Annotated in this window: 20 protein-coding genes, 1 other RNA gene, 1 riboswitch and 1 other annotated feature; all 21 genes read right to left on the reverse strand. The window is 28.8% G+C overall.

What is annotated here, in order from left to right; genetic code table 11:
• Window positions 1-20: 20 nt before the first annotated feature.
• A complete protein-coding gene (locus tag OCV55_RS03435) occupies window positions 21-557 on the reverse strand; it encodes an ECF transporter S component (protein WP_117782971.1) in 537 nt (178 codons plus the stop codon).
• Window positions 558-565: 8 nt separating this feature from the next.
• Window positions 566-1,345 (reverse strand): DUF4430 domain-containing protein, encoded by a 780-nt coding sequence (locus OCV55_RS03440; protein ID WP_147579804.1) that lies wholly within the window; start codon window positions 1,343-1,345, stop codon window positions 566-568.
• Entirely contained in the window at window positions 1,329-2,414 is a 1,086-nt protein-coding gene (locus OCV55_RS03445) for a hypothetical protein (protein ID WP_147579805.1), read from the reverse strand. Before OCV55_RS03445 ends, OCV55_RS03440 begins: the two co-directional genes overlap by 17 nt.
• A 92-nt stretch (window positions 2,415-2,506) precedes the next feature.
• Window positions 2,507-2,687, reverse strand: a riboswitch (cobalamin riboswitch).
• A gap of 88 nt (window positions 2,688-2,775) precedes the next feature.
• Window positions 2,776-4,737 (reverse strand): methionine--tRNA ligase, encoded by a 1,962-nt coding sequence (gene metG / locus OCV55_RS03450; protein WP_147579806.1) that lies wholly within the window; start codon window positions 4,735-4,737, stop codon window positions 2,776-2,778.
• A 37-nt stretch (window positions 4,738-4,774) separates the two neighbouring features.
• Window positions 4,775-4,971 (reverse strand) — a binding site (T-box leader).
• Window positions 4,972-5,074: 103 nt separating this feature from the next.
• Window positions 5,075-6,418, reverse strand: coding sequence for a polysaccharide deacetylase family protein (locus tag OCV55_RS03455; protein WP_147579807.1), 1,344 nt, complete (start codon window positions 6,416-6,418; stop codon window positions 5,075-5,077).
• A gap of 79 nt (window positions 6,419-6,497) precedes the next feature.
• Window positions 6,498-7,346, reverse strand: coding sequence for a 16S rRNA (cytidine(1402)-2'-O)-methyltransferase (gene rsmI, locus OCV55_RS03460; RefSeq protein ID WP_147579808.1), 849 nt, complete (start codon window positions 7,344-7,346; stop codon window positions 6,498-6,500).
• On the reverse strand, window positions 7,339-8,076 hold the full coding sequence (locus tag OCV55_RS03465; RefSeq protein ID WP_032091119.1) for a tRNA1(Val) (adenine(37)-N6)-methyltransferase: 738 nt from the start codon (window positions 8,074-8,076) through the stop codon (window positions 7,339-7,341). The genes rsmI and OCV55_RS03465 overlap by 8 nt, the downstream gene beginning before the upstream one ends.
• On the reverse strand, window positions 8,054-8,896 hold the full coding sequence (locus tag OCV55_RS03470; RefSeq protein WP_032091118.1) for a PSP1 domain-containing protein: 843 nt from the start codon (window positions 8,894-8,896) through the stop codon (window positions 8,054-8,056). Before OCV55_RS03470 ends, OCV55_RS03465 begins: the two co-directional genes overlap by 23 nt.
• 12 nt (window positions 8,897-8,908) lie before the next feature.
• Window positions 8,909-9,853, reverse strand: a complete 945-nt coding sequence (locus OCV55_RS03475; protein WP_267309792.1) for an AAA family ATPase — start codon at window positions 9,851-9,853, stop codon at window positions 8,909-8,911.
• A complete protein-coding gene (tmk, locus tag OCV55_RS03480) occupies window positions 9,850-10,470 on the reverse strand; it encodes a dTMP kinase (protein WP_147579809.1) in 621 nt (206 codons plus the stop codon). The genes OCV55_RS03475 and tmk overlap by 4 nt, the downstream gene beginning before the upstream one ends.
• 74 nt (window positions 10,471-10,544) lie before the next feature.
• The gene (gene recR, locus OCV55_RS03485) at window positions 10,545-11,135 is read right to left on the reverse strand and encodes a recombination mediator RecR (protein WP_022002033.1); all 591 of its coding nucleotides are present in this window, start codon (window positions 11,133-11,135) and stop codon (window positions 10,545-10,547) included.
• 9 nt (window positions 11,136-11,144) lie between these two features.
• Window positions 11,145-12,947: a DNA polymerase III subunit gamma/tau gene (dnaX, locus tag OCV55_RS03490; protein ID WP_147579810.1), complete on the reverse strand. Its 1,803-nt coding sequence runs from the start codon at window positions 12,945-12,947 to the stop codon at window positions 11,145-11,147.
• 50 nt (window positions 12,948-12,997) lie between these two features.
• Window positions 12,998-13,450: a nucleoside deaminase gene (locus tag OCV55_RS03495; RefSeq protein WP_032091114.1), complete on the reverse strand. Its 453-nt coding sequence runs from the start codon at window positions 13,448-13,450 to the stop codon at window positions 12,998-13,000.
• A 16-nt stretch (window positions 13,451-13,466) separates the two neighbouring features.
• Window positions 13,467-13,555: signal recognition particle sRNA small type (ffs, locus tag OCV55_RS03500), an RNA gene on the reverse strand.
• Between the two features lie 25 nt (window positions 13,556-13,580).
• Window positions 13,581-14,087: a GNAT family N-acetyltransferase gene (locus tag OCV55_RS03505; RefSeq protein ID WP_147579811.1), complete on the reverse strand. Its 507-nt coding sequence runs from the start codon at window positions 14,085-14,087 to the stop codon at window positions 13,581-13,583.
• A 40-nt stretch (window positions 14,088-14,127) separates the two neighbouring features.
• Window positions 14,128-15,414 carry a serine--tRNA ligase gene (gene serS / locus OCV55_RS03510; protein ID WP_022002037.1) on the reverse strand — a complete coding sequence of 429 codons (1,287 nt, stop codon included), beginning with the start codon at window positions 15,412-15,414 and terminating at the stop codon, window positions 14,128-14,130.
• Window positions 15,415-15,462: 48 nt separating this feature from the next.
• Window positions 15,463-15,864, reverse strand: a complete 402-nt coding sequence (locus OCV55_RS03515) for a DUF4186 domain-containing protein (protein WP_227351971.1) — start codon at window positions 15,862-15,864, stop codon at window positions 15,463-15,465.
• A complete protein-coding gene (gene gyrA / locus OCV55_RS03520) occupies window positions 15,845-18,313 on the reverse strand; it encodes a DNA gyrase subunit A (RefSeq protein ID WP_032091111.1) in 2,469 nt (822 codons plus the stop codon). The genes OCV55_RS03515 and gyrA overlap by 20 nt, the downstream gene beginning before the upstream one ends.
• Before the next feature lie 12 nt (window positions 18,314-18,325).
• Complete coding sequence (gene gyrB, locus OCV55_RS03525) at window positions 18,326-20,254, reverse strand: DNA topoisomerase (ATP-hydrolyzing) subunit B (RefSeq protein WP_032091110.1); 1,929 nt, start codon at window positions 20,252-20,254, stop codon at window positions 18,326-18,328.
• Window positions 20,254-21,342 carry a DNA replication/repair protein RecF gene (gene recF / locus OCV55_RS03530; RefSeq protein WP_147579812.1) on the reverse strand — a complete coding sequence of 363 codons (1,089 nt, stop codon included), beginning with the start codon at window positions 21,340-21,342 and terminating at the stop codon, window positions 20,254-20,256. The genes gyrB and recF overlap by 1 nt, the downstream gene beginning before the upstream one ends.
• Entirely contained in the window at window positions 21,329-21,544 is a 216-nt protein-coding gene (gene yaaA / locus OCV55_RS03535; protein ID WP_022002042.1) for a S4 domain-containing protein YaaA, read from the reverse strand. The genes recF and yaaA overlap by 14 nt, the downstream gene beginning before the upstream one ends.
• Window positions 21,545-21,555: the final 11 nt, after the last annotated feature.

Genomic DNA, 21,555 nt, shown 5'->3' on the forward strand with positions numbered 1-21,555 from the left:
TCAAAAAGAAAAACAAGAACTTAGTCTTGTTTTAATCTTATTCTTTCTGATTCCTTTTTTAATACTTTCATTAAAATAGGTGCACATATTAAATAAAAGCAAAAATTACCTACTGCATGAAAAGTATCAAATAACAATCCTGCCATATAATAAACAATATATAAAGAAGGACCACCTAACATTAATTGTTCTAGAGAAACAACTATACCAAAGACATATCCCATCAAAAAGGAAAATATAGCCATTGGAAATAACTTAGGTTCTTTATGTATTTTCTTTAAAAAATCTAATAAAACCTGTGTAATCAAACAAATAACGACCCATGCAAGAATTTGGAAAAAAGTCCATGTTCCCATACCTAAAAACAAATTAGAAACAACAGTTGTAACAATACTTAATTTAACTCCAAAACCTAATCCAAATAACATGACAGAAATAATAATGATAGAAGTAACAGGTTTAATATTAGGTAATGCTTGTAGATATATACGTGAAGCAATATTAACAGCTGCCAATATTCCTATTAGACTAATTTCTTTTACTTTACTCGAATGCATATAGTCTCCTATTCATAGTTAACATAATACCAAACAACTTTATCGCCATCTTTTAAATTGTATTTAATTGCTGCCATATTAGGGGCAACACCATTAACACTATACATCCATCCAGACATTGGCCCATGTTGCTTTTCTTTTAAACCACCTATTCCTGAAACATAATAATCACTACCCTCAACTTCTTTACCATTTTTAGCTGCTATAATTTTTAATACACTTAAAGCATTACTATTTTTATCAACATTTAAAGTACCAGCCATCATTGTATTTCCCATTCCAATTACTTGAATATTTATTGTAATTTTTTCATTAGTTGGTTGTTGATTCGATGAACTATTGGTTGATGAATTATTTGACTGATTATTACTTGTTTGTCCACTATTTGATTGAGATTGATTCGTAGAACTTTGAGAATGACCTGCACTACTACTTTTACTATTGCTTTGAGTTGTAGATGATGATTTACTATTTGATTTATTTTTATCATTTGTTTTTGTTTCATCTGTTGATTGTGTTGATGATTGACTGTCATTTTGTGTAGATTCACTTGTTTCTTGTGTTTGATCAGTTGTCTCTTGTTTCTCTTCTTTTTTAGTTTCCTTAGTATTTTTTTCTTTCTTATTTTTTGTAGTGTCTACTTGTGCTACTTGATTGGTTTTATAATTTCCAGTAACACCATTATAAATAGAAAAACTACCAATAAAAACAAAAGAAATTGTAATAAATAATATTACAATTCTTTTTGTTTTATCCATATTTTTTATTTTATTAATGAACTCTTTCATATTCTTTTCTTAATACTAAGAATAATCCACCAGACACCATTGATAATGAAACAAAGATAACAACATTAGTTTCATCTCCAGTTTTTACTGAAGTTGTTTTTTGATTTGTTGTTTCAACTTTATTTGTAGATTGGCTATCTTTTTTTGTATCTGTTGGTTGTGCTGGTTTTGTGTTATCAGGTTGTTCTGGATTCATCATTTTATCATAAGCTTTTTTAGCTTTAATAATAACTGATCCATTTTTATATGTTCCTAATGTTTTAGCTACTTCTGCAGTTGTATATTCTGCATTATAACCACTTGGGAATGATCCATCACTTAATTGTGTATTTAATAGACAATCTACTGGATGAACAGTATAACTATCATTTAATAAAGCATTTGTATCATATGCGAACATTCCTTCTAATACTTGTGATTGAGTATCTACATTATCAGCAGTAACCCATCCTGTTGTTGTCATTGTTGTATTATTTTTAATATAATCAATTGCTTTATTGATAGTAGTCGCATATTTTTCTTTATTCACAACTGCTAAACCTTCAATAACCCATCCTGTAGTATCATAATCAGCGTAATAAGTTCCGCCCCATTCATAACCACAAACACTAGATGCTGCTAATTCATCATTTAATTTATTAGCAATTAAATTTGTCTTTTCTGATGAAGTTACATATAAAGCATATAATGTCCAAACATCTGAAGAAGCTCCCCAGCTACCTTCAACATTACCATTTTCATCAATTTGACTTTCTAATGTTTTTTTATCTTCTGTAGGATCAACACCTAATAAAACTTCTGTAACAATTTTTTTAGAAAGTGATGTACTACTTAAATCTGCTGAAGAAGTATCAAATTGATTGCTTTCAGCTTCTAATCCTAAAGATTCTACAGCAAGAATTTTATCTGCATTATTTAAATTGTTGTTATTTTTATAATATTCAACAACTTTAGAATAAGCAGCGTTAATTTTTGATGTATCATATGATGTTGCTGATACACCAGAAATGGCAGTCATGAAACATACAACTGAAATCATAAAACTGCATACAATTTTTCTCATTTTCATATTCTTTCCCCTTTCAAATTAAATAACTTCTAAATAAAAACTAGGCATAGTTATCCTAGTTTATCTAGAAGAACTACTTTATACTCCGTAAAGTGTATCCTTAGATATAGGCAAGTATTCCGACTCTGTTTCTTTGTTTAAGCGTCTTCCCAGTTTCCCAGTGATTTTGATGCTTATTCTCCACATTACGGCGGCGGGACCGTCCAGGTTTTACACCTGATTCCTTTTTAATTTAAATATAAAATATTCAAAACCTATAAATATTATTCAATTTTACTTTGTACTTGGACATTATATTATAATTGATAAAAAAAATATAGACAGAATAGAAAAAAATCGCATGAAATCATGCGATTTTAGATTATCTGATTGTTGTACCTACTGGTAATTCTCCTGCATCTACAACACCTAATACTTTTTTATCTCCACCGGCAAGAACCATACCTTGAGATTCTACACCTCTTAATTTAGCTAGTTTTAAGTTTGTGACAACAATAACTTTTTTACCAACGAATTCTTCTGGTGAATAAACATCAGCAATACCACTTACGATTTGTCTTGGTGTTTCTTCACCAACATCAATTTGGCTTACTAATAATTTATCAGCATTTGGATGTTTTTCACATTTAATAACTTTTCCTACTTTTAATTGAATTTTAGAAAAGTCATCAATTGTAATTTCTTCTTTTGTTTCTTTAGCTTCTTTTTCTTTCTTTTCTTTTACAGCTTTGATAGAAGCTTTTTGTTTTGCTTCAATAACTTCTACTTTTTTAGCAACTTCTTTTGGATCTAATCTAGCAAATAACATTTCTGGTTTTTCAACTACTTTTGTTCCTGATGCATAGTTTCCAAATTCTTTTAAGCTTTCAAAATCACGTTGATCTGTATTAATTTGATCTAAGATTTTTGTAGCTGTTGAAGGCATATATGGATATAGCATAACTGCTGAGAAACGAATTGATTCAATTAAGTTATATAATACTGTAGCTAAACGATCTTTTTTAGTTTCATCTTTAGCTAATGCCCATGGCATTGTTTCATCAATATATTTGTTTGTTCTTCTTAATAAGTTGAAGATTTCATCTAATGCATTTGATGCTTTGAATTCATCCATTTTAGCAATAGATTTAGCTGGCATAGCTAACGCTAAATCTTTTAATTCTTGATCTACGTCTTCACATACGTTTTTGTTTTCTACAATACCACCAAAGTATTTATTAGACATAGCAATTGTTCTATTAACTAAGTTTCCTAAAACGTTAGCAAGATCACTATTAATTCTTTCTACTAATAAATCCCATGTAATACTTCCATCATTATCATATGGAATTTCATGTAATACGAAATATCTTACTGCATCAACACCAAAGATATCTACTAAATCATCTGCATAGATAACATTTCCTTTTGATTTAGACATTTTACTTTCACCTTGTAATAACCATGGATGTCCAAATACTTGTTTAGGTAATGGAATATCTAATGCCATTAACATAATTGGCCAATAAATTGTGTGGAATCGAACGATATCTTTACCAATTAAATGTAAATCAGCAGGCCAGTATTTTTTATATAATTCACCATGATTTCCATCTGCATCATATCCAAGTCCTGTAATATAGTTTGTTAAGGCATCAATCCATACATAAACAACATGTTTAGGATCAAAATCAACTGGAATAGACCATTTAAATGATGTTCTAGAAACACATAAATCTTGTAATCCAGGTTTTAAGAAGTTATTCATCATTTCATTTTTTCTTGAAACTGGTTGAATAAATTCTGGATGATCTTCGATATGTTTAATTAAACGATCTTGATATTTAGATAATTTAAAGAAGTATGCTTCTTCTTTAGCATCATGTACATCTCCCCCACAATCAGGACATTTACCATCAACTAATTGTGATTCAGTAAAGAATGATTCGCATGCTGTACAATATTTACCTTCATAATGACCTAAATAAATATCACCTTTGTCATATAATTTTTTAAAGATTTTTTGTACTTGTTTTTCATGATATTCATCAGTTGTTCTTATGAATCGATCATATGATGTATCCATCATATCCCAAATATTTTTAACTACACCTGCAACTTGATCTACATATTGCTTAGGTTCAATTCCTGCTTCTTTAGCTTTAATTTCAATTTTTTGTCCATGTTCATCTGTTCCTGTTTGGAATCGAACATTGTACCCTTCTTGTCTTTTAAAACGAGCAATTGCATCAGCTAAAATAATTTCATAAGTATTTCCAATATGAGGTTTACCTGAAGTATAAGTAATTGCTGTTGTAAGATAATAATCTTTTTCGTCTTTCATCTTCTAATCTCCTTTATAAAAATAAAAAACGCCCTTATAAAAGGACGAATAATCGCGGTACCACCTTTTTTACACATTGCTGTGTCACTCAAAACTTTAACGCAGTTAACGATTATTTCTAACTATTTGAAATAACTACTCCTGGGCCATCTCTTAAAGTTTAACATACTGATTTTCACCAGCCATCAGCTCTCTAAATGTCTTGCTTTAACATCTTCCATTCTTCGTATTTATTGTATCCTTATTAACTTTATCAAACCCTTAAATCAATGTCAATGAGTTTCATTGAAAGAAAATATGTTTCACGTGAAACAAAAATAGTATAGCCTAAACTATACTATTTATATTCAGAATGTCCTTTATATTTTAATAAATCTGATACAGTAACGAATTGATAACCTTCTTTACTTAATTGATCTAAAGCCATTTCTAATCCAGCAACAGAATTTTCATGAATATCATGAATCAAGACAATATTACCATCACCAGTTTTAGACTTAGCATCTCTAATAATATTATCACATACAATTTGAGCACCATTTGTTACTTTACTATAACGCCAATCTTCTGTATCTCCATCCCATAGAATCATACTTAAACCATAAGAATAGAATGCAGATTTAACTGTATCATTTTTTGCTCCATAAGGTGGTCTTATTAATGTTGGTTCTGTTCCACAGGCTTTAAAACATGCTTCTTGTGTTTTCTTAATTTCTTCATCTAAAGCAGTAGCATCTAATTTTGTAAGTTGTGCATGTTGATATGTATGACTTGCTACCTCATGTCCTCTTTCATAAACTGATTTAACAATATCTGGATAAAGATTCATGTTTTGACCTAATTCGAAGAATGTTCCTCGACCATTATATTTTTCAAATGCATTCATTGCTCTTTCTGTTAATGTTTTATGTGGTCCATCATCCAATGTAATAGCAACCATTTTTTTCTTTGGATCTACTTTCATTAACTTAGGTGCTTTGACATCTAATGGTGCATTAGATGGAATATTTTTATTTGCTAATTTTATGTAATCTTTATTTTCTTTATAATTAATAGTAATTTTATTTTTTAGTTTTTGATCTGTAAAATATGTAAAACTATCTTGATCTACTTTAATAGAAGTTGATTCTTTATCATACTCACTCACTCCTAAAGTATTTAATAAATCACCATATTTACCATGTAAACAATCTTTTAATGTTAACAATTGATTTGTTTTACAATCATATGTCATTATAGATTTTGTTGCTTTTGTTTTTGTCTCATCTTCATTAATACGCTTATAATCTAATTCAACAACAACATATTGTTTATAAATCTTTTTACAAGAGTAATCTAGATATAATATATCTTTTTGATCCTTTTTCTTTTTTTCTGATTTTAAATATGTGCTATATGATTCTTTAATAATTTTATTTAAATTCTTTTCTTTTAATTTAGGATAGTATAATGAAATGTAAAAATCATCATTTTCTTTTTCATAGTGTTGTACTGTTCCATATTGTTTATTTGTTTCATTATAAGTATTATAATCTTCATATTTATTTTTCTCATTAAATAGTAAAAAATAAATACCTCCCAATATTAATATCACAACCAATAATGTAATAATTACAGGTATGGATTTTAATCTTCTTTTGCTTCCATGTCTACCATAATTGTAGCTTTGTTTACTATACATATTTCCTTGTTCCTCCTGCTTATAGTATACCACAAATATATAATTTTATCTTTTGTTTCACGTGAAACAAAAAATACCATTATTTAGAATGGTATTCTTGATAAACACTATTTTTATTAAGATTTCTTTGTTTAGCAACTTCTTTGATTGCATCTTTAGTAGACATTCCTTTTTCAATATACATATCTACGTCTTCCTTGATTGTTGTTTCAAAAGTTATTTCTTCTTCTACTTCTTGACTACCTTCAACAACAATAACCATTTCTCCTTTTAATTCTTCTACAATAGAAATAATTTCAGAAATAAGACCTCTAATGATTTCTTCATGTTTTTTTGTAATTTCTCTACATAAAGCAATATTTCTATCTCCTAGAATATCTAACATTAAATTTAATGTTTTTTTAATTCTATGTGGTGATTCATAAAAAACAATTGTTTCTTTATATTTTTTTAAATCAATTAATTCTTTTTTCTTTTTCTTATCTAAATGATCTAAAAAGCCATAAAACATAAATGGTTGTGGTGCAATTCCTGAAACAACTAAAGCATCTAAACAAGCATTACATCCTGAAATAGGAACAACATTTATTTCATGTTCTATTGCTTCTTTAACTAATTCATATCCAGGATCAGAAATAGCAGGATAACCGGCATCACTTACTAAAGCAATATCATTTCCTTCTTCTAATAATTGTATAAGTTTAGGAATTGATTGTTTTATGTTATGTTCATGATGGGAAATAAGTTTTGTTGAAATTTCAAAATGATTTAAAAGCTTAACAGTATTTCTTGTATCTTCTGCAGCAATATATTTTACATTTTTTAAAGTATTAATAGATCGATATGTCATTTCATCTAAATTACCAATAGGTGTTGCTACTAAATATAATGTTGGTCTTTCATTTTCAAAACTCTTTTGTCTATTCATCTATCTTCTCTCCAAACATTCTTCTTACTTCATTACTGTAACTTCCATCATCATTATGTGCATATAATGGTGGTTCGATTTTTAATCCTTTTTTTCCTTTATACATTCCTTCTACTAATAAGACATGTGAATCTCTATTCATTTTAGGATATACAAAACGTATTCTTTTAGGTTCAATATCATATTTTTGCATAATATTTAAAATATCAATCATACGATCAGGTCGATGAACAATTGCAAATCTTCCTTTGTTATCTAATAAATAAGCTGCCGCTGAAATAATACCTTCTAAATCAATTTTTATTTCATGACGTGCTATTGTTAAATATTCATTATCATTTAAGTTACTATTTTCCCCTACTTCAAAAAACGGTGGATTGCAAACAATCAGCTGTGCTTTTGGTAACTCTTTGACAACATCTTTAATATCTCCATGAACGATTTCAATTTGGTCATTTAAATCATTCATCTCAACATTTCTTCTAGCAAGATCAACCGCTTCATCTTGAATTTCTATACCTATAATTTTTTTAAGTGTTCTTTTTGAAAGCAATAATGGAATAGCCGCATTATTTGTACCAAAATCAACAATATTTTTTACATCTTTATTGATTGTACAAAACTGTGATAATAAAACAGTATCCAAAGAAAAGTTAAACATATCTTTTCTTTGGATAATTTTCAAATCATTATGTGCTAATAAATAATTAATGACTTCTTGGTTTTCCATTTTTCTTTCCTGCATGATTATTTTTATCAAATTTAATTTCGTCTAAACCAACGAATACAATTCCATTATTTGTTTCAATTTTAACAAGATCGTTAATAACATTTAATCCTGTTACTTTTACATCTTTATCTTGATATTTTACATGTGATCCTATTTTGGGAAAACGTTCTTTTTCTAAAGAATAAATTTCATCTTCATATTTTAAACAACACATTAATCTTCCACATGCACCTGATATTTTTTCTATATTAATTGCTAACATTTGATTTTTAGCCATATTAATAGAAACTCCATTAAATTCTCCTAAAAGAGTTGAACAACATAATGGTAAACCACATGTTCCAATTCCACCAATTACTTTTGCTTTATCTCTTGGACCAATTTGTCTTAACTCTATTCTGCATTTGAAAACAACAGCTAATTCCTTTAATAGTTCCCTAAAATCAACACGATCATCGGAAGTGTACATAAAAATAACTTTTGCTTTATCTAATGTATATTCACAATTAGTAAGTTGCATATTAACATCATATCTTGAAACAATTTCTTTACATGTTACTAATGCTTGTTTTGCATCCCTAACATTTTTTTGATAATTTTCTATATCTTTTTTTGTAGCTTTTCTAACTATCTTTTTTAATTCTGTATCTAAATTAAATTCTGATATATCTTTTAATTCCTGTGATATTTCTCCAAGTTCTAATCCTCTAGCAGTTTCTACAACTACTCGGTCATCTTTTTTTAATTTTAAATTTGTGGAAAAATAATAGATCTTACCAGCACTTTTAAATTTTACACTTGCAAGTTTAATTTCTTCCATATAAATTCCTTTCTATATTCTATACATCATACTATCCATAAGTAATGGAATATTAGCATTTGTATCTAATAAGTATGATGTTTCTAATAATAATTCAATTTTCTTTATTATATCATTGTTATCATATGTTAGTGAATTAAAAAATTCTACGTGATTACAAAAAACAGCTTTTTCATTTTGTTTCACGTGAAACATATCCTTAAGTGCAAGAATAATTAAATTAATAAATAATTTAATATTTTCCTTTTCTTTATGATCTTTAAGCATATGAATTTGTGTGTTTATGATAAGATTTTCTCTATATAAAAATAAATCCTCAATAAAATTAATTGCTTGTAACATAATATCATCAAAATTATCCTGATTTAAATTTTCTAAATCATCTTCATCTTTAATAATATAAGATAAGACACTTGCTTTTTCTTCTTCATATCCTTTAGCAATCAATTTTTCTTTAAGTACTTCTTTATTATCTGGTTTTAATTCTATAACCTGACATCTAGATATAATCGTTGGTAAAATACGATTGATATTTTTAGTTGTAAAAATTGCATAAATACCTTCTGTTGGTTCTTCTAATATTTTAAGTAAAGCATTCATAGCTTCTTTGGTTGTTTTTTCAACATTCTTTAAAATATAAACTTTTGCCTTACCTTCAAGAGAAGACTTTTTGAAAGTTTCTTGTATATTTTCAATGTGTTTCTTTTTAATACTTTCCTCTTCTCCATCAATTTCTATAATATCTGCATATTGATGGTTTAATACTTTTTGACAATCTATACATTGTTCACAAGCTAAGGTTTCATTACATATAAGTGACATTGTTAGAAACTGTAATGGTTGATCAGTATTATTTCCAACAAGTAAGAATGCATGTGGTATTTTTTTTAAGTTAAATTCATTTTCAATAATTCTATAGAATAAAGGTTGATTTTCTTTTAAATAATCTTTGATCATAATATTTTCTTAATTTCCTTTAAGGCATCTTGTACAACATCTTCAACCTTTTGATCTGCATTGATTTTTACAATACGATTACTATATTGTTTACAAATTGTTAAATAACCTTCATAAACATTTTTATGAAAATCACTTTTTTCTAAATCTAATCGGTTGGTTTCTCTTTGATTAACTTTAATTCTTTCTAATCCTTTTTTATAATCAATATCAAAAAATAAAGTTTTATCTGGCATAACATCGTTTATCGCAAATAAATTCATATTATAAACTTCATCAATTCCTAGATTTCTAGCAACACCTTGATAAGCAAGTGAACTATCTACAAAACGATCACATAATACAATATACCCTTCTTTTAAAGCTGGTAATACTTTTTCTACAAGATGTTGTCTTCTTGCTGCTGCATATAATAAAGCTTCTGTACGTGCATCCATTTTTGTATTTTTCTTATCTAAAATAACATTTCTTATTTGTTCAGCAATATCAACCCCACCTGGTTCTCTTGTAAGTAAGACTTTATATCCTGATTCATTTAATATTTTTACAAGTTCTTTAGAAACTGTTGTTTTTCCACTACCTTCTGGTCCTTCTAATGTAATAAACTTTCCTGTCATAATACTTCTCTCCTCTTTCTTCATTATTATAACTGATTTTTCTATTTAAACAAGAAAAGACCTCTTGCAAGGTCTTATATTTTCTTTCTTCCTTCTAAAGATTTTAATAATGTTAATTCATCTGCATAATCAATATTACTTCCTATTGGTAATCCATTAGCAATTCTACTTGTTTCTATTCCTTTTTTCGCTAACAACTTAGCTAGAAACAATGCTGTTGTTTCACCTTCTCTTGTAGGATTCGTTGCAATAATCACTTCTTTAACTCCATCAAGTCTTTCAAATAAAGAATTAATATTTAAATCATCTATCGTTTTACCATCAATCATAGAAATCGTCCCATGTAAAACATGATATAATCCATGATATTCTCTTACCTTTTCCATAGCAAAAACATCTTTAGGACTTTCTACAACACAAATAACTGATTGATCCCTTGTTTCATCTTTACAAATTTCACAAAGTTCACCTTCACAAATATGTCCACATTTTTTACAGTAATGGATATTATCTTGAAAATGAGCTAACACATTTGCAAATTCTTGGACATATTCTTTATCCATTGATAAAACATGATAAGCTAATCTTTCTGCAGATTTACCACCTATTCCTGGTAGTCTTTTAAAACATTCAACTAAATCTGTAAATGACTTTGGATAATTCATAATACACTCCTATTCTTCAAATTCAACAATCTCATCACCAAACATATCAATCGCATATTGTTGAGCTTCTGTAAGTTCTACAACCGGTTCATGATATTCATCAATATGATGTAAAACAATTGGTTGTGGTTGTGGTAATTTTTTTTCTTTATTAAGTTGAATAAATTTTTGTCTCATATTTGGCCAATCTGCTTCCATTACTGCAATAAAATCATATTCTGATCCTAAAACTTCTTTTAAGAAATTTTTTAATGGATAATAATTTTCTGTATAGTTAATACTATTCACTTCTGGTTGATATTTCAATGTCAAAATAAAACCTTTTTCGCCAGCAGCTACAGGTTTAGCATCACATAACATATTTGCATATTTAGCAGTATTAAGATTATAACAATATCTTCTAATAACTGGCCATTTATCTTGAATATCATTTAAAACTGTTCTTTTCGCCTGTACTAAAATATTTAAAATGTCATTAAAGTCTACTTCTATTTGAGCTGTTGTTTTTACTTCTTTTACCTCTTCTTTAGCTTCTTCCACAGGAGTTTCTACTTGTTCAACTTTCGGTTCTTTCTTTTCTTCTACCTTTTCTTGTAAATCTTCTTGAGGTTCAATTACTGGTTCTTGTATCTTTTCTACTGGTTTTTCAACCACTTCTTCTTGTTGAACTTCAACCAATGTTTCATGTGAAACATTTTCAATAACTTTTGGTTCTTCTACAACAACTTCTTTATGTTCATTTTCAATTTGATTACATATCTTTAATAAAGCTAATTCAAAATATGTTGATGAATCTACAGCCTGTCCATAATGACTACTTGCATCCATAAAAATATCAATCATTTGAAATGCTTCTTCTACTAATATATAAGGAACAATTTGTTGGATATCGTTTTTATGCAAAACAAATAATAAAGATAAATCTTGCGTGTTTTTAAAAATAATAACATCTTTTAAAACATCTATTAAATCTTGTGTCAATCTCTTTAAATCAATACTTAAAGACATCATATGATCTAATGTTTTTAAAACATTCTTCATATCCTTTGTCAGTAATAATTTAATTAAACGTATTTTTTCATCATTTGCTAATAAACCATAAACTTTATTAATATTTTCTACTGTTAAATGTCTATCATACGCTAAACATTGTTCTAAAATACTTAAAGCATCCCTCATTCCCCCATCAGCCAACTTAGAAATAATTTCAAGAGATTCTTCATCATATTCTACATTTTCTTCTTTTAATACATATTCCAAACGACTAATAATATCATGTTCATCCACACGTTTGAAATCAAATCTTTGACAACGTGAAATAATAGTTGGCAAAATTTTATGTGGTTCTGTTGTTGCTAGAATAAATACGATATGTGCTGGAGGTTCTTCTAATGTTTTTAATAAAGCATTGAATGCTTCAGGTGTCATCATATGAACTTCATCAATAATATAAACTTTATATTTAGCATTAATAGGGGCATATTTTACTTTATCTATCAAATCTCTAACTTCATTGACTCCATTATTACTTGCTGCATCAATTTCAATAACATCAGGATGATCTCCTTGAGTAATTGCTTTACAGTTAGGACATTCATTACATGGAGGATGATCTCCTGTACAGTTAATAGCTTTAGCTAATATTTTAGCAATCGTTGTTTTCCCTGTTCCACGTGGTCCAGCAAATAAATAAGCATGCGCTATTCTATTTTCTTTAATTGCATTTTTTAATGTAATTGTAACATGACTTTGTCCAGCGACATCTTCAAATGTTTGCGGACGATAAGTACGATACAAGGCTTTATATGACATATTCTCAACTCCTATCTCCTACATTATACACGAAAAAAAGATATGAGTAATCATATCTTTTGACGTTTCTTTTTAAAATAGTCTTTTATTAACTTTGAACATTTATCTTTTAAAATATCTGATTGAATCATGGGAATATAATTAAGTTTAGGATCTGGTAAATGAATCAATTTATCTAAAGACATCCATCTTGTATCACTTGCACCATAAACAACTCTTTGAATATGACTTTGAATAATAGCTCCCGAACACATTAAACAAGGTTCTAAAGTTGTATAAAGTGTACATTCATCTAAGCGCCATCTTTCTATTTTTTTACAAGCTTCTTCAATAGCTAACATTTCTGCATGACCATAAGTTTGATTTAAATACTCTCTTTGATTATATGCACGGGCAATAATTTGATCATCTTTTACAATAATACATCCAATTGGCACATCATCATGTTTTAATGCTTTTAAAGCTTCTTGATAAGCTATTTCCATATATTCTTCATCATTCATCTTTTTTTCCTCTAAAAATAAAGACCATCACACATAGACGGTACTTCTTAATGCTGCTACCTTCCGGTCCTGACATGGTTCGAAGCCGCCTATTGTAATGGCAAATATGATTATAGCGTATTTTAGATTTTTAATCAATATATAAATTCATTAAAAGTGCATCATAATACTTTTGATTGACATTAAACATTTGAGGATATCTCCCTATTTCTTGAAAATTAAACTTTTTATAAAGATTAATAGCTGATAAATTATCCTCTTTCACTTCTAAATCAAGAACTTTTAAAGATGTTTCTTTGATCATTTCTAAAGCTTCTTCCATCATCATTGAAGCAATCCCCATATTCCAATATTCTTTTTTAACAGTGATTGCAAAATGACCAATATGCTTTAATCTTTCTTTTTGTTCACCTTGAATAGATAATAAAGAAACAAGTTCATCATCAATAAAACCACATAAAAGTAAACTATTCTCTTGATCAATAAAATCTTGAATAACTTCCATTTCTTCAAATTCATTTAAATAACATTCATTTAAACCATAAGTTAAGTTATCACTTTCTCCCCCAACCTGATTTAAATAATCAATAATCATTGAAGCATCCTCAATTTCTGCTTCACTTATAAATAATTTCATCTTTTTCTTACCTTTCTATAAAAAAGAGTCACCGAAGTGACTATTTTTTAGGAATAATAATATCTTTACCACCCATATAAGGACGTAACGCTTCTGGAATATTAATAGATCCATCTTCATTATAGTTATTTTCAATAAAAGCAATAACTGCTCTTGTTGAAGCTAAAACTGTATTATTTAAAGTAGAAACATAATAATTTCCATTTTCACCTTTAGCACGAATACCTAAACGTCTAGCTTGTGCATCTCCTAATGTTGAACAAGAACCAACTTCAAAATATTTTTGTTGTCTTGGTGACCAAGCTTCAACATCACATGATTTAACTTTTAAATCAGCTAAATCTCCAGAACAACATTCTAATGTTCTTACTGGAATATCTAAACTTCTAAATAATTCAACCGTATATGACCACATTTTGTCATACCATTCCATAGCTTCTTCTGGTTTACATAAAACAACCATTTCTTGTTTTTCAAATTGATGAACACGATAAATACCACGTTCTTCAATACCATGAGCACCTACTTCTTTTCTAAAACATGGTGAATAAGAAGTCATTGTAATTGGTAATTCTTCTTCTTTAACGATTTGATCTTTAAATTTACCAATCATACTATGTTCAGAAGTTCCAATTAAGTATAAATCTTCACCTTCAATTTTATACATCATGGCATCCATTTCATCAAATGACATAACACCTGTAACAACATCACTACGAATCATGAATGGTGGAATACAATAAGTAAATCCTTTATCAATCATGAAATCTCTAGCGTATGAAAGCATTGCTGATGATAAACGAGCGATATCTCCCATTAAATAATAGAAACCATTTCCACTTGTTCTACCTGAAGCTTCTTTATCTAAACCATTAAAACGAGCAATGATATCAGCATGATATGGAATTTCATACTCAGGTACAACTGGATCTCCGTATTTTTGAATTTCTACGTTTTCTGAATCATCTTTTCCAATAGGTACTGAATCATGAATGATATTTGGTATTTTCATCATGATTTCTTTTAATTCTTTACCATATTCTTCTTCTTTAACTTCTAAATCTTTTAATTCTTCTGCCATAGAAGTTACTTTTGCTTTAATTTCTTCAGCTTCATCTCTTTTGCCTTCTCTCATTAAAGCACCAATTTCTTTAGAATATTTATTTCTTAAACTTCTAATTTCACTTGCTCTTGTAACAACTTCACGATAATCTTTATCTAATTTATAAGCTTCATCTACTAATCCAACTTTTTCATCTTGAAATTTTTTCTTCATATTTTCTTTGACTAAAGTAGGATTTTCTCTAATTAAATTAATATCAATCATTTTCTTTCCCCTTATATTATTAATAACTGCCTTGATTATACATCAAGGCTATTTTCTTTGCAATTCTCTTTTAATCCAAGCCATAATCACTTGAACAATCATCTCTTGTTGACTGTCATTTAACTGTGTATGTGGCTTAATATGATACCACTTATATAAACACCCTCGACAACATGAAGCTGTGGCATGTTGAGCAATAAACACAGGATGATTTTTCATCGGTGTTTGCTTTCCATCATTTAAAATCACAGCCGGTGCTATTCTTTTAGAAATAAAATCTCTGGCGTGTTGTTCTATAACATCTAAGCCTTTTTCATTACAATAATCTTTATACTTTTTAGCAAGATGAAAAGAACTTCTAAACTTTGAATGATCTAAACGATTAAACAATCTTTTTAATTCTTCCCCATTCATTTCTAAAAGAGTCAGATTACTCTGACTCTTCTTCACCTTCTTCTACAACTTCTTCTTCATTTTTAGCAACAACTTCCACAGAAGAAACCTTGCTATCATGTACTTTAATAAGTCTTACACCTTGAGTCGCACGTCCTGCTGTTTTAACTTGTTCCATAGGTAAACGAATCACAATACCATCATCTGTAATAATTAATAAATCTTCATTACCTTCTACTGCTCTAATCGCTACAATTTGTCCATTACGTTCAGTAACATTAATTGTTTTAACACCTTTTCCACCACGATTAGAAACACGATATTCATCAATTGGTGACATCTTACCATAACCTTTTTCCGTAACAACCATAATTAATTGTCCTTCACGGTTTGTTGTCATACCAATAACTTTAGAACCATCAACATTAATACCTCTTACACCACTTGCACTTCTTCCCATTGGTCTAACATGACCTTCAGAGAATCTTACAAGTTTACCATTACTAGCAGCAATTAAGATTTCATCATCCCCTTTAGTTAATTTAACACCAACTAAAGAATCATCTTCTTTTAACTTAATAGCAATCTTACCTGTTTGTCTAATGTTTTCAAATTCTGAAATATCAACACGTTTAACTAAACCTTGTTCAGTTGCAAAGAATAAATACCAATGTTTATCTTCTTCAATCATTTTCTTATTAATATTAATTAATGATTTAACACTTTCATCTTTATCAAGATTTAAAATATTAACAATTGGTAATCCCTTAGCAGTTCTACCAAATTCAGGAATATTATATCCTTTCAAACGGTATACCTTTCCTTTATTTGTAAAGATCAATAAATCATCATGTGTTGACATATGAATAAGTGAACTAATGACATCATCTTGTGTTGTTGCCATACCTTTGACACCACGTCCACCTCTATTTTGAGATTTATAAGTATCTACTGGCATACGTTTTACATAACCATTATTAGTAAGTGAAATAATAACATCTTCTACTGGAATTAAATCTTCATCTTCAATATCAAATGTACCTTGAATAATTTCAGTACGACGTTTATCACCATATTTTTCTTTCATTTCTAATAATTCATTTCTAATGATTTCTAAGATACGTTCTTCATTAGCAAGAATATCTTTTAAATCAGCAATTGTAATTAATAAATTATTTAATTCTTCTTCAATCTTTTCTCTTTCCAAACCAGCTAAACGTTGTAATTGCATTTCTCTTACAGCTTTAGCTTGTTTATCAGACATTCCAAATTCATCCATTAATCTTTGTTGAATGATTTCAGTTGTTCTACTTGTACGAATTAATTGAATAATTTCATCGATATGATCTAAGGCTTTCTTTAAACCTTCTAAAATATGTGCTCTTGCTTCTGCTTTATTTAATTCAAATTGTGTTCTACGACGAATAACTTCTTCTTGATGTTGTAAATAATATTGAATTAATTCTTTAAGTGTTAAAGTTTTAGGTTCATTATTAACTAAAGCAATATTATTGACACCAAATGTTGTTTGTAAAGAAGTTAATTTATATAATTGATTTAAAATAACTTCTGCTTGAACATCTCTCTTTAATTCAATGACAATTCGAATTCCTTCACGGTTTGATTCATCACGAACATCACTAATACCTTCAACAACTTTATCACGTGCTAAATGCGCAATCTTTTCGACTAATCTTGCTTTATTTACTTGATAAGGAATTTCATAAGCAACAATTCTTTGTCTACCCTTATGTTCTTCAATTTCTGTTTTAGCACGCATAACAATAAGACCATTACCTGTTTCATAGGCTTTTTTAATAGCGCTCTTTCCTAAAATATATCCACCAGTTGGAAAATCAGGTCCTTGAATATAATTTTCCATTAATTCTAAAACAGTAATATCAGGATTTTTACTTACCGCAATAACGGCATCAATCACTTCACCAATATTATGAGGTGGCATATTTGTAGCCATCCCAACAGCGATTCCTGTTGTCCCATTGACCAATAAGTTAGGAATACGACAAGGTAATACCGATGGTTCTCTTTCTTCACCATCATAGTTTGGAATAAAATCAATCGTATCTTTATTGATATCTCTCATTAATTCCATTGAAATTTTAGACATTCTCGCTTCAGTATAACGCATAGCGGCAGCGCCGTCACCGTCAATTGAACCAAAGTTTCCATGACCATCTACAAGCATATAACGATATGAGAAATCTTGTGCCATTCTCACTAAGGCTTCATAAATTGAAGAATCTCCATGAGGGTGATATTTCCCCATAACTTCCCCAACGATACGCGCAGATTTCTTATACGCTTTATCACTATAACAACCAAGTTCATTCATACCATAAACAATACGTCTTTGAACTGGTTTCATTCCATCTCTTACATCAGGTAATGCACGTGCTACGATAACTGACATGGCATAATTCATGAAAGAAGTTTTCATTTCTGATGTTAATTGAATTTTTCTAATTCCTTTTTCTTGATTATCCATTTTCTACTCCTTCTAAATATCTAAATCAGTTACATATTTTGCGTTTTCTTGAATAAATTCTCTACGAGGTTCAACTTTTTCTCCCATTAATACATCAAAAATCATATCAGCTTCCATTGCTTCATCTAATTCAATACGATTTAAAATACGATGTTCAGGATCCATTGTTGTTTCCCATAATTGATCCGCATTCATTTCTCCTAACCCTTTATATCTTTGGATAGAATATTTTGCACCTTCACCTAACTTTGTTCTTAAATCATCTAATTCTTCATCACTATATAAATAATGTTCTTCTTTTCCATGTTTTAATAAATAAAGTGGAGGTTGAGCCGCATAAACAAAGCCACCTTCAATTAAAGGTTTTAAATAACGATATAAGAAAGTTAACATTAAAATACGAATATGTCCTCCATCGACATCGGCGTCGGTCATAATAACGATTTTATGATAACGTAATTTATTAATATCAAAATCTTCACCAATTCCTGTACCAAAAGCAGTAATCATACTACGAATCGTATCACTTGATAAAACACGATCTAATCGCGCTTTTTCAACATTTAAGATTTTACCACGAAGCGGTAAGATAGCTTGAATACGACGATCTCTACCCATCTTAGCACTACCTCCGGCAGAATCCCCTTCGACAATGAAGATTTCACATTCACTAGCATCTCTTGATGAGCAGTCAGCTAATTTCCCAGGCAATGATGTAATTTCCATTCCTGTTTTTCTTCTTGTCATTTCACGTGCTTTTTTCGCTGCTAAACGTGCATGAGAAGCAACGATTGCTTTTTCAACAATAATTTTGGCAGTATCCGGATTTTCTAATAAAAATTGATCCAATGATTTAGAAATAATATTTGAAGCAATTTTTCTTACTTCTGCATTTCCTAATTTTGTTTTTGTTTGTCCTTCATATTGAGGATCAGGATGTTTAACAGAAATAATCGCTGTTAAACCTTCACGACAATCTTCTCCTGATAAAGCATCATCTTTTTCTTTTAAGAAGTTTCCTTTTCTTGCATAGTTATTAATAACCCTTGTAAGAGCTAAACGGAAACCTTCTTCATGTGTTCCTCCTTCATGTGTATTAATATTATTACAGAAAGAGTAAATATTTTCTTGATAACCATCATTATATTGCATTGAAACTTCAATCTTAATATCATTTTGCATATCTTCTACATAAATGATTTCATCATGAATTGGTGTTTTATTTTTGTTGATATAAGCAACATATTCCTTAATACCACCTTCATACATATAATCATGTTCACGATTTTGTCCATCTCTTAAATCAGTTAAACTAATTCTTAATCCCTTATTTAAGAAAGCAAGTTCTCTAATTCTTTGTCTTAAAACTTCATAATCATAAGTTGTTGTTTCTTTAAAGATTTCAGCATCTGCTTTAAAAGTAACCTTTGTTCCTTGCTTATCAGTATGTCCTAATTCTTTTAATGGTGCAACTGGTGTCCCACCATTTTCAAATCTTTGATAGTATTCTTTTCCATCACGATAAACATTGACTTCTAGCCATGAAGATAAGGCATTAACAACAGAAGCACCTACACCATGCAATCCACCGGAAACTTTGTAGCCTCCGCCACCAAATTTACCACCAGCATGTAAAACAGTAAAAATTGTTTCAACTGTTGATTTACCTGTCTTAGCGTGTTTTCCAGTTGGCATTCCACGACCATCATCAATAACTTCAACTACATCGTCATCTTTCAAAATCACTTTAATATGACTTGCATACCCTGCTAAAGCTTCATCGATTGAGTTATCAACAATTTCCCAAACCAAATGATGTAACCCTCTAGATGATGTTGTACCAATATACATACCCGGTCTTTTTCTAACAGCTTCTAATCCTTCTAATACTTGGATATCTGACTCATCATAGCTATGTTGTACTTTATTTTCTTCTGCCATCATTTTTCCTCCCTATGATTAATATTAATTTTCTTAGCTTCTTTAATAACATGATGTTCTATTCCATCTATTGATGTTGTTGTAATAAACGTTTGAATACGATTATTTAAAATATCTAAAAGTTTTGTTTTTCTTTGATCATCTAATTCTGATAAAACATCATCTAATAAAAGAATAGGATATTCTCCAATTTCTTCTTTTATTAATTCTATTAAAGCTATTTTCATACTTAAAACAATTGTTCTTTGTTGACCTTGAGAAGCAAACTGATGTGCACTCTTATTATCAATAAAGATCTTCATATCTTCCTTATGAATTCCATAATAAGTACTTAAATATCTTGAATCTCTTTCAAATCCTTTTTGATAAAGTTTTAAAATATCTTCTTTATTAACATTTTTAATAAAACATTCATACTGCAATTCAACGATCTCATGACAATTTGCAATATTTAAATAAATATCTTTTACTTTTAAAGATAAACGTTCGATAAAATTATTTCTTTTTTCAATAATCTTAATTTGAACTTCAGCTAATTGCTCATCTAAAGTTTCTAGATATTCATCATATTTACCTCTTCTTTGATTCAATAATTTAAGATACTGATTTCTTTCCTTTAATAATCGATTATACTTAGTAAGATAAAAAACATAAATTGGTGAGATTTTAGATAACTCCAAATCTAAAAACTTTCTTCTAATACTCGGAGAACCTTTAACCAATGATAAATCATCTGGTACAAAGACAACCGCATTTAAATAACCTACATAATCTGAAATCTTTAAAATATCTTTTCCATCTACTTTTGCTTTTTTGGATTCCTTAGATAAAATAAGTTCTAATTGATGCATTCTTTCATTAGAAAAAACATTTCCTTTTACTTTTGCAAAGTCATGATCAAATTGAATCATTTGATCATTGATATGTGTTCTAAAAGATTTACAGACAGATAATAAATAGATTGCTTCGATAATATTCGTTTTCCCTTGAGCATTCCCACCAATTAAAATATTAATTCCTTGATCAAACTCAATAAAAAAATGATTATAATTTCTAAAATCAGTCAGTTCTAAATTATTGATGCGCATTTATACAATAAAAATTTCCTTCAAATTCAACTTGATCACCATCATGAAGCTTTTTTCCTCTTCTAAGTTCCACTTCACCATTGACCTTTACTTGACCATCTTTAATAATCATTTTTGCTTCAATCCCACTAGATACAAGATTAACAAATTTTAAAAATTGATCTAATTTAATATATTCATCTTTAATTGGTATTTCTTTCATACTTAACCTTC

This window comes from [Clostridium] ammoniilyticum (assembly GCF_025566905.1).
GTDB lineage: Bacteria > Bacillota_I > Bacilli_A > Erysipelotrichales > Coprobacillaceae > Faecalibacillus > Faecalibacillus intestinalis.

Excerpts from the sequence above, each read along its gene's own strand:
- OCV55_RS03435 (WP_117782971.1), bottom strand. The coding sequence starts at position 557 with ATGCATTCGAGTAAAGTAAAAGAAATTAGTCTAATAGGAATATTGGCA.
- OCV55_RS03475 (WP_267309792.1), bottom strand. The coding sequence starts at position 9,853 with ATGATCAAAGATTATTTAAAAGAAAATCAACCTTTATTCTATAGAATT.
- recF (WP_147579812.1), bottom strand. The coding sequence starts at position 21,342 with ATGCGCATCAATAATTTAGAACTGACTGATTTTAGAAATTATAATCAT.
- OCV55_RS03465 (WP_032091119.1), bottom strand. The coding sequence starts at position 8,076 with ATGGAAAACCAAGAAGTCATTAATTATTTATTAGCACATAATGATTTG.
- serS (WP_022002037.1), bottom strand. The coding sequence starts at position 15,414 with ATGATTGATATTAATTTAATTAGAGAAAATCCTACTTTAGTCAAAGAA.
- OCV55_RS03470 (WP_032091118.1), bottom strand. The coding sequence starts at position 8,896 with ATGGAAGAAATTAAACTTGCAAGTGTAAAATTTAAAAGTGCTGGTAAG.
- gyrA (WP_032091111.1), bottom strand. The coding sequence starts at position 18,313 with ATGGATAATCAAGAAAAAGGAATTAGAAAAATTCAATTAACATCAGAA.
- yaaA (WP_022002042.1), bottom strand. The coding sequence starts at position 21,544 with ATGAAAGAAATACCAATTAAAGATGAATATATTAAATTAGATCAATTT.
- recR (WP_022002033.1), bottom strand. The coding sequence starts at position 11,135 with ATGAATTATCCAAAGTCATTTACAGATTTAGTTGAATGTTTTAAAAGA.
- gyrB (WP_032091110.1), bottom strand. The coding sequence starts at position 20,254 with ATGGCAGAAGAAAATAAAGTACAACATAGCTATGATGAGTCAGATATC.
- OCV55_RS03495 (WP_032091114.1), bottom strand. The coding sequence starts at position 13,450 with ATGAATGATGAAGAATATATGGAAATAGCTTATCAAGAAGCTTTAAAA.
- dnaX (WP_147579810.1), bottom strand. The coding sequence starts at position 12,947 with ATGTCATATAAAGCCTTGTATCGTACTTATCGTCCGCAAACATTTGAA.
- OCV55_RS03505 (WP_147579811.1), bottom strand. The coding sequence starts at position 14,087 with ATGAAATTATTTATAAGTGAAGCAGAAATTGAGGATGCTTCAATGATT.
- OCV55_RS03440 (WP_147579804.1), bottom strand. The coding sequence starts at position 1,345 with ATGAAAGAGTTCATTAATAAAATAAAAAATATGGATAAAACAAAAAGA.
- OCV55_RS03445 (WP_147579805.1), bottom strand. The coding sequence starts at position 2,414 with ATGAAAATGAGAAAAATTGTATGCAGTTTTATGATTTCAGTTGTATGT.
- OCV55_RS03455 (WP_147579807.1), bottom strand. The coding sequence starts at position 6,418 with ATGTATAGTAAACAAAGCTACAATTATGGTAGACATGGAAGCAAAAGA.
- tmk (WP_147579809.1), bottom strand. The coding sequence starts at position 10,470 with ATGACAGGAAAGTTTATTACATTAGAAGGACCAGAAGGTAGTGGAAAA.
- metG (WP_147579806.1), bottom strand. The coding sequence starts at position 4,737 with ATGAAAGACGAAAAAGATTATTATCTTACAACAGCAATTACTTATACT.
- rsmI (WP_147579808.1), bottom strand. The coding sequence starts at position 7,346 with ATGAATAGACAAAAGAGTTTTGAAAATGAAAGACCAACATTATATTTA.